Here is a 7,905-nt window from a genome sequence, read left to right on the forward strand (position 1 = left end):
GGCACTGGGGGGATAGGGTCACCGGGAGTGGCCCCACCGGCACGAAGGGACATGAGCCATGGCAACGGAGCAGGAGAAGGACGAGCTCTACGCACTCGACATCTCGGGGGTGGAGTGGCTGAGCGCACCCGGCAGCCCGGAGGAGGAGCGGGTGGAGATCGCCCATCTGCCGGGCGGTGGCGTCGCGATGCGCAACTCGGCGGACCCGGACACAGTGCTGCGGTACACCGCCGCCGAGTGGGAGGCGTTTGTACTCGGGGCGCGGGACGGTGAGTTCGACCTGGAGCAGTGACGCTCCGAGGTGGCGCGCGGCGACCGGGGCCCTCCCAGTCCGGTCCGTCGCGCGCACGCCGGTGGGCGTCCACGACCCACCACCCCGCACCCAACGCGTCCGATACGGAACTGCCGCTTCCGTAGGCGAGAGTGCACACTGTTGGGTGCGGCACCGATTCACAGGGGAGACAAGGGGGCACGCATGGTCGCCGACCCGGGCACGGGGCTTCGTTTTTCTGTGCTGGGTCCGGTGCGGGCCTGGCGCGGCGAGGAGCCGCTGAGCACCGGTTCTCCGCAGCAGAAGGCGCTCCTGGCCGCACTGCTTCTGCGCGGCGGACACACCGCCACCGCGCACGAGTTGGTCGACGCGCTGTGGGGCGAGGACCCCCCGCAGCAGGCACTGGCCGCGCTGCGCACGTACGCCTCACGGCTGCGCAAGGTCCTCGGCAGTCAGACGCTTGTCACCGAGTCCGGCGGCTACATGATCGACACCGCCGCGCCGGGCACCTCGCTCGACCTCGACGAGGCGACCCGACTGGTTCACGAGGCCGAGAAGTTCGCGGCGTCCGGCGACCACAACCGGGCCCGGGAGCGGTACAACGACGCGCTCGCGCTGTGGGACGGCGAACCCCTGGCCCGCGTGCCGGGACCGTACGCCGAGGCGCAGCGCGCCCGGCTGGAGGAGTGGCTGCTCTCCCTCCTGGAGAACCGCCTCGACCTGGATCTCCAGGTCGGCTGCCACGCCGAGGCGGTCGCCGAACTGACCGCGCTCAGCGCCGCCTACCCGCTGCGCGAACGGCTCCGCGAGCTGCTGATGCTGGCGCTGTACCGCAGCGGTCGGCAGGCCGAGGCGCTGGCCGTGTACGCCGACACCCGGCAGCTGCTCGCCGAGGAGCTGGGCGTCGACCCCAGGCCGGAACTCGCCGAGCTCCAGCAGCGCATCCTGCGCGCGGACGAGAGCCTGAACCTCACGCTCGACCGGCTGCCGGCGCCCGCCACCTTTGTCATGCCCCGGCAACTTCCGGCCACCGTGCCGGACTTCACCGGGCGCACCACACAGGTCGCCGAACTGAGCGAACAGCTCGCCACCTCGGAACGGAGCGTGATGGCCGTCTCCGCCGTCGCCGGCATCGGCGGCGTCGGCAAGACCACCCTCGCCATCCACGTGGCACACGCCGCCAAGGACCGCTTCCCCGACGGTCAGCTCTACGCCGACCTGCGCGGTACCAGCACCTCCCCCACCGAACCCGGCGCGGTGCTCGCCGCGTTCCTGCGCGCGCTCGGCATCGCCGACGACGCGATGCCCGACGGTGTCGAGGAGCGGGCCGCGCTCTACCGCAGCATGCTGTCGGGGCGGCGGGTGCTCACCCTGCTCGACAACGCCCGCGACGCCGCCCAGGTACGCCCGCTGCTCCCCGGCACGGAGGGCTGCGCCGCACTCATCACCGCGCGCACCCGCATGGTCGACCTCGCCGGCGCCCACCTCGTCGACCTCGACGTCATGAGCCCCGAGGAAGCCATGACGCTCTTCACCAAGATCGTCGGCGCCGAGCGGGTCGGCGCCGAACGCGAGGCGGCCATGGACGTCGTCGCCGCCTGCGGCTTCCTGCCGCTGGCGATCCGCATCGCCGCCGCCCGGCTCGCCTCCCGGCGCACCTGGACGGTCTCGGTACTCGCCCGCAAGCTCGGCGACGAGCGCCGCCGCCTGGACGAACTCCAGGCCGGAGACCAGGCCGTCCGCGCCACCTTCGAACTCGGCTACGGCCAGCTCGACGCCGAACAGGCCCGCGCTTTCCGCCTGTTGGGCCTCGCCGAGGGCCCCGACATCTCCCTGCACGCCGCCGCCGCCCTTCTCGAGATGGACGCCGACGACACCGAGGATCTGCTGGAATCCCTCGTCGACACCAGCCTGCTGGAGTCCGCCGCGCCCGGCCGCTACCGCTTCCACGACCTCGTCCGGCTCTACGCGCGCGACTGCGCCCTCCGCGACGAACACTCGCCGTCCGAAAGGGAGTCCGCGCTCTCCCGGCTGCTCGACTTCTACCTCGCGACCGCCCGCGAGGTGTACTGCCTCGGCCGCCCCGGCGACCGCATCCCCGCCCATCTCGCGCGAACCCGGCACCCGGGCCTCCAGCCCACCGACCGCGCGGAGGGCCTCGACTGGCTGTTCGCCGAGGCCGACTGCCTGCTGGCGACCGCCCGCGCCCTCACCGGCCCCGCGACCCTGCCGCGCGCGGTCGACCTGCTGCTGGTGATCCGCGACCTCGCCGAGTCGGGCTCCTACTCCCGGCAGTGTGCCCAGGTCGCCGAAACCCTCCTGATCGCCGCCCGGGAAGCGGGCGACGCCCGCAGCGAAGGCCGCACCCGCACCGTCCTCACCTTCTCCCACACCGCCGCCGGCGCCTTCCAGCAGGCCGACGAACACGCCAAACGGGCCATGCTGCTCGGACTGTCCGTGGAAGACCCGATCGTGTGCGGCCAGGTGCCCAACGAACGCGGCATCATCGGCATCTACCAAGGCCACAACGAAGAGGCCGGCGCCTACCTGGAACAGGCCCTGGAAGCCTTCCGCGCCGACGGCAACCGGCCCGGCGAGGCCAGTGCGCTCAGCAACCTCTCCCGCGTCCACGGCAGTACCGGACGCACCGACAGCGCCGTGGCACTCGCCGAACAAGCCCTGCACATCTACCAGGAGTTGGGCGTCACGCTCCGACTGGCGAACGGACGCTACGCACTCGGCCTCGCCCTCACCAAGGTCGGCCGCACCGCCGAAGCCCTGGACCACCTCAGCCAGGCGCTGGGACTCTTCCAGAGCAACCGGATGCGACTGTGGATCGGCATGACGTACTTCCGCATGGCCGAGGCCGAACTCGTCGCCGACAACCCCGCTCGCGCCGCCGAACTCGCCGAGCAGGCGCTCACGGAACTGCGCGGCATCGGCGGCGACTGGCGGCGCGGCCAGGTGTTGACGGTACTGGGGCGTGCGCTGGACGGACTGGGGCAGCAGGGGCGCGCGCACGCGTGCTGGCGCAACGCGCTGAGCATCTTCGAGGCGGTGGACTCCGCGGAGGCGGACGCCGTCCGCGGCCTCCTCACCACGGCAACGGTGGCGGCCTAGGCCGTTTCTTCCGGGTCATCTCGCTGACCAGATGAAGAGGGCGGCGAGGTGGATCCTGGTGGTCAGCCCGCCGCGGGTGGAAGTTCCGTCCTGGGACGGCCTGGCGGGCGTGCCCGAGCGGTACGGCTCGTGGGCCACGCCGCACACCCGCTTTCGCCGATGGACCAGGGGCGCCCGCCGCCGGTCTCGACCGGTTCCCGGAGCTGGTGGCCCGCGCCCGCTACTGCGTCCCGCTGCCCAGGCGACCGCCAGCCCCGGACGGGTACCGGTCCTGGTCCGCTCCGGGCGTGTGGGTCAGCCGGGCGTGGCGCGCGAGGGAGTCGGCGATGACGGCGATCAACAGCACGCCCGCGGTGATCACCAGCTGAATGGCGGCGGGAATGCCCAGCAAGGCCATGCCGGAGGCGATCGACTGGATGACCAGGATGCCGAGCAGCGCCGACCAGGTCCGTCCGCGCCCCCCGAAGAGGCTGGTGCCGCCGATCACGGCGGCGGCAATCGCGCTGATCAGCAGGATGACGGGGGCGGAGCTCAGGCCGACCGTGCTGGTCCGTGAGGCCAGGAAGAGCCCGCCGAGCGCGGCCAGCGTCCCGGAGACCGCGAAGACCGACACCCGCACCGCTGCCACATTGAGCCCGGCGCGCCGGGCCACCTCGACGCTGCCGCCCAGGGCGTAGACCTGACGGCCGTAGGCGGTGCGGCGCAGTACATAGTCCAGGCCGGCGACGATCAGCAGAAAGAGCAGAAAGGCCAGGGGCAGCCCCTGGTACTGGTTGAGGACGGCGGCGGCGGCGAAGGCGATGAGGCCGAGCGCGGCCGTGCGGGCCGCGATCTCGCCCACCGAGGAGCTCTGCGTTCCGGAGGCGCGCTGGGCCCGCGATCGCCGCCGGGCGGCGAGGAAGTAGAGGCCGGTGGCCAGCGCAGCGAGGCTGTAGGCGGCGGCGGGGTGGCCGAAGTGGTGGCTGGTCAGCTTCGCCACCAGTCCCTCGTCGTCGAAGCTGAGGGTGCCGCTGCCGCCCAGCAGGGCCGCCATCAGGCCGTTCCAGGCCAGGGCCGCGGCGAGGGTCACGGCGAAGGCGGGCACGCCCAGCCGGGCGAAGATATAGCCGTGCAGGGCCCCGGCCGCGCAGGCGGCGGCGACCGCGCAGAGGACGGCGAGGGGCTCCGACATGCCGTGGCGGACGTTCAGCACTGCGAACAGGGCCGCGCTGAGGCCGCTGGCCGCGCCGACCGAGAGATCGATCTCGCCGAGCAGCAGGACGAAGACGAGGCCGGTGGCGATCAGGCCGAGGCCGACGATGTCCACGCTGAGATTGGACAGATTGCGAGGGGACAGGAAGTTGCTGTCGAGGATCTGGAAGACCGTCCAGATCAGCAGCAGGGCGAGGACCGCGGGCGCGGGGCCGAGACCCTCGGTGAGCTGGCGGCGCCGCCAGGCGGCCAGATAACCCCGCACGCCCTGGGCGCGCAGCTGCCGCATCCGGTCGCCGAGACCCGACGAGTGTGAGGGGGTGGGTGCGCTCACGGCCCGTACTCCTCCCGGTTCGCGGTGCGCTGGCTCACGGCGTGGTCCGTCGCGCCGGTGATGGCGGAGATGATCTGCTCGTGGGGCGTGGTGTTGACGTCGAAGACGCCGTTGTTGCGGCCGAGGCGGAGCACGGCGACCCGGTCAGCGACCGCCTTGATATCGCCCATGGTGTGGCTGATGAGCAGCACCCCGAGGCCGTCGTCCCGGAGGCGCTCGACCAGGTCGAGGAGGTTGCTGACCTGCCGGGTGTCCAGGGCCTGGGTCGGTTCGTCCAGGAGGAGCAGCTCCGGCTCCCCGAGGAGGGCGCGGGCAACGGACACGATCTGCAGCTGGTCCGAGGAGAGGGAGGCGACGGGGGCGCGGACATCGGGGATCTGGACCGGCAGGGAGTCGAGGAGGGATCGGGTGCGGCGGCCCATTGTCCCCTCGTCGAGGACGCCGAGGCGCCGGATCTCGGAGCCGAGAAAGAGATTGCCGACGACATCGAGGTTGTGGCACAGCGCGGAGTCCTGGTACACGGCGGCGATGCCCAGGTCCCGGGTGTGGTGGGGACGGGCCAGGTCGACGGGGCGGCCCTTCCATCTGAAGGCGCCCGCGTCGGCGGGCTCCACCCCGGCGATCACCTTGACCAGCGTGGACTTCCCCGCTCCGCTGTCGCCCATCACGGCGACCACCTCACCGGAGCGGATCTCCAGCTCGACATCGGTCAGCGCGTGGACGGCGCCGAACGACTTGTGGACGCCGCGCAGCGCGAGCAGCGGCGGAGCCGAGGCCTGTGTCATCGCGTGCTCCCTCCGCCGCTACGCCGCCGGTCCGACGAGCCCGGCCGCTTCGCAGGCCCGGCGGTACTTCGGGATGCAGATCTCGTCGAGGGTGTACATGCCGTCCCGGATCACGGTCTCCTCGATGTTGTCGACGGTCAGGGGAAGGGGCTGGAGTTCAACGCTCGGGATGTCCCGGGCCGTGGCGGTGTTGACGGTGCCGGTGGCGATGGAGTCGAGGGATTCGCCGCGCCCCAGGGCGAGGGCCATTTCCGCCGCGGCCTCCGCCTGGAGCTGGTAGGGCTTGTACACGGTCATGTGCATCTCGCCGGCGACGATGCTCCGCACCGCCGGGAGCTCGGCGTCCTGGCCGGTCACCGGGGGCAACGGGTCGATGCGCGCGTGCTTGAGCGCGGAGATCACCCCGGCGGCCAGCGCGTCGTTCCCGGCCCACACGGCGTCGATGTTGTCGGGGCCGAGGTCGGCGATGGCGGCGGTGGTGAGGGAGTATCCGTTCTCCGGGCTCCAGGCCGGGCCCCAGTACGTCCCGCTGATCTCCGCCCCCGCCTGCTCCAGCATGGCCTCCGCCGGATGCTCGATGCTCCATACGGGCCCCTCCACCCGGACGACCTGCGCCCCGTCGGCCTGATCTCCCAGACCGGAGAGCACACCTTCGCCCTGCAGCTCGCCGATGGCGTCCGAGTCGAAGGAGACATAGCCCGAGATCGGCCCCTGGGTGAGCCGGTCGTACGCCAGCACGGGGATGCCCTCCTCCGTCGCCTGCGTGACCATGCCCCGCATCGAGTCCTCGGTGACGGCATCGAGGATCACCACATCGATCCCCTGGGTGAGCATGGCGTTCATCTGCTGGTGCTGCGCCCGGACGTCGTTGTGGGCGTTGGCGTAGCTCACCGTGCAGTCAGCGCAGCGCGCAGCGATCTCCTGCTCGATGAGGGGCCGGTCGAAGGTCTCATAGCGGCTGGTCTCGCTCTCCGGGAGCAGCACGCCGATGGTGAGGGCGTCCGGGGCGGCGGCGGTCCCGCCCGGCCCGCCGGTCGCCCCGCAGGCGGCGGCCCCCAGGACGAGGGCGGCCAATGCTGCCGCGAGCCGTGTGGCCCTTCGCACCGGTGACCGGCTGAGCGTCCTCATGCGGCACCCCCGGCGTCGGAGGCGACAGGCTCGCGAGGGCTGAGCGCGACCTCTCCCCAGACCTGTTTGCCTCCGCTTATCGGCACCGAGCCCCAGGACGCCGACATCGCCTCGACCAGGAGGAGCCCCCGGCCGCCGGTCGCTTCCCAGTCCAGGCTGGTCGGCTTGGCGGGCGAGCGGGGCGAGGCGTCACTCACGGCCACCCGCAGCCGGTCACCGGCGAGCGTCAGATCGAGATTCACGGGGCCCTGAGTGTGCACCACGGCATTGGTGACCAGCTCGGAGACGACCAGCAGGACCTCGTCGGCCTCCTCCTCGACGCCCCAGGAGCGCAGGGTGCGCAGCGTGAAGCGGCGGGCGTGCATCACCGCGTCCGGCAGCCGCCACACGGTGGAGCTGGCGCGCGCCGGCTTGACGCGCATCCCGTCGTAGCGCAGCAGCAGCAACGCCACGTCGTCACGGCGGCGATCGAGGTCGCCCAGCAGCTCATCGGCGGCCCGGGCCGGGTTCGCCGGGTCGGCCCGGGACAGCAACTCGCCCATCCGGCGCATCCCCTCCTCCAGGGGCAGCTCGGACGTTTCCACCAGGCCGTCCGTGAGCAGCATGAGCGCGTCGCCGGGGTCAAGGCCCAGTGGGGTGAGGACGAACTCCGCATCCGGGGTCACGCCAAGCGGCGGGCCGCCCTCGACGGGGATCTGCTCCGTGCGGCCGTCCGGGTGGCGCAGCAGGGGCGGCGGGTGCCCGGCCCGGACAAACCAGGCGTTGCCCTCCTCCATGTCCAGCTCGGCATAGCAGCAGGTGGCGAAGAGGTCCGTCTCCATGTCGACGAGCAGCCGGTTGGCGTGGGAGACCACCACATCGGGCGGGTGGCCCTCCGCGGCGTAGGCGCGGATCGCCGTGCGCATCTGGCCCATGATCGTCGCCGCTCCGGCGCTGTGCCCCTGCACATCCCCGATCACCAGCGCCGCGCGGCCGCTGGGCAGCCGGATCACGTCGTACCAGTCACCGCCCACCTCAAGACCGGCCGTCGCGGGCAGATAGCGGGCCACGACCACCCCGCCGGGGAGGGCGGGCAG

General features: G+C 72.3%; 6 protein-coding genes. 2 read left to right on the forward strand and 4 right to left on the reverse strand.

Annotated elements, in window-relative coordinates:
• Positions 1 to 58: 58 nt before the first annotated feature.
• A complete protein-coding gene (locus tag GL263_RS16640; protein WP_143647137.1) occupies positions 59 to 292 on the forward strand; it encodes a DUF397 domain-containing protein in 234 nt (77 codons plus the stop codon).
• Positions 293 to 475: 183 nt separating this feature from the next.
• On the forward strand, positions 476 to 3,391 hold the full coding sequence (gene afsR / locus GL263_RS16645) for an SARP-family global regulator AfsR (RefSeq protein ID WP_182856513.1): 2,916 nt from the start codon (positions 476 to 478) through the stop codon (positions 3,389 to 3,391).
• A gap of 220 nt (positions 3,392 to 3,611) precedes the next feature.
• On the opposite strand, the gene GL263_RS16650 is transcribed toward afsR, so the two are convergent.
• From GL263_RS16650 to GL263_RS16665, 4 genes are all read right to left on the reverse strand, one after another.
• Positions 3,612 to 4,871, reverse strand: coding sequence for a sugar ABC transporter permease (locus GL263_RS16650; RefSeq protein WP_182856517.1), 1,260 nt, complete (start codon positions 4,869 to 4,871; stop codon positions 3,612 to 3,614).
• 41 nt (positions 4,872 to 4,912) lie between these two features.
• Positions 4,913 to 5,701 (reverse strand): ATP-binding cassette domain-containing protein, encoded by a 789-nt coding sequence (locus GL263_RS16655; RefSeq protein ID WP_182856514.1) that lies wholly within the window; start codon positions 5,699 to 5,701, stop codon positions 4,913 to 4,915.
• 18 nt (positions 5,702 to 5,719) lie between these two features.
• A complete protein-coding gene (locus GL263_RS16660; protein WP_323379438.1) occupies positions 5,720 to 6,805 on the reverse strand; it encodes a substrate-binding domain-containing protein in 1,086 nt (361 codons plus the stop codon).
• Positions 6,806 to 6,825: 20 nt separating this feature from the next.
• Positions 6,826 to 7,905: ATP-binding SpoIIE family protein phosphatase (locus GL263_RS16665; RefSeq protein WP_182856516.1), on the reverse strand; the 1,080-nt coding region annotated here is incomplete at its 5' end.

The sequence above is a fragment of the Streptomyces durbertensis genome (assembly GCF_014156695.1).
Lineage (GTDB): Bacteria > Actinomycetota > Actinomycetes > Streptomycetales > Streptomycetaceae > Streptomyces > Streptomyces durbertensis.

What these genes read in the sequence shown, in the direction of transcription:
- GL263_RS16650 (WP_182856517.1), bottom strand. Translation starts at nt 4,871, where the DNA reads ATGCGGCAGCTGCGCGCCCAGGGCGTGCGGGGTTATCTGGCCGCCTGG.
- GL263_RS16655 (WP_182856514.1), bottom strand. Translation starts at nt 5,701, where the DNA reads ATGACACAGGCCTCGGCTCCGCCGCTGCTCGCGCTGCGCGGCGTCCAC.
- GL263_RS16640 (WP_143647137.1), top strand. Translation starts at nt 59, where the DNA reads ATGGCAACGGAGCAGGAGAAGGACGAGCTCTACGCACTCGACATCTCG.
- afsR (WP_182856513.1), top strand. Translation starts at nt 476, where the DNA reads ATGGTCGCCGACCCGGGCACGGGGCTTCGTTTTTCTGTGCTGGGTCCG.